Source organism: Pseudomonas sp. 2822-17 (assembly GCF_002742485.1).
Classification (GTDB): domain Bacteria; phylum Pseudomonadota; class Gammaproteobacteria; order Pseudomonadales; family Pseudomonadaceae; genus Aquipseudomonas; species Aquipseudomonas cyclaminis.
In genome coordinates, this window is sequence record NZ_LJRZ01000149.1 from 1 (window position 1) to 328 (window position 328).

Sequence of the window (328 nt, forward strand, 5' to 3'; positions counted from 1 at the left end):
GTCGGGGTAGGGGGATTCGAACTCCCGACATCCTGCTCCCAAAGCAGGCGCGCTACCGGACTGCGCTATACCCCGGTAAAAAAAGGCGACCTTTCAGTCGCCTTCTTCGATCAGCGCTTTTGGCCTCTGATCTTAAGATTCGATTCCAGTGTTAACTGGTCTCAAAAATGGTGGGTCGTGTGGGATTCGAACCTACGACCAATTGGTTAAAAGCCAACTGCTCTACCAACTGAGCTAACGACCCAAATATGGTCGGGGTAGGGGGATTCGAACTCCCGACATCCTGCTCCCAAAGCAGGCGCGCTACCGGACTGCGCTATACCCCGGT

At 54.6% G+C, this 328-nt stretch carries 3 tRNA genes; all 3 read right to left on the reverse strand.

The features are described 5' to 3' along the window. Position 1: 1 nt before the first annotated feature. The 3 genes from AOA60_RS01320 to AOA60_RS01330 all read right to left on the reverse strand — a co-directional run bounded on the left by AOA60_RS01320 (position 2) and on the right by AOA60_RS01330 (position 326). Positions 2–75: transfer RNA gene (locus AOA60_RS01320), tRNA-Pro, on the reverse strand. 93 nt (positions 76–168) lie between these two features. Beyond that, positions 169–244: transfer RNA gene (locus tag AOA60_RS01325), tRNA-Lys, on the reverse strand. Positions 245–249: 5 nt separating this feature from the next. Beyond that, positions 250–326, reverse strand: a tRNA-Pro gene (locus tag AOA60_RS01330). Between the last annotated feature and the right edge of the window lie 2 nt (positions 327–328).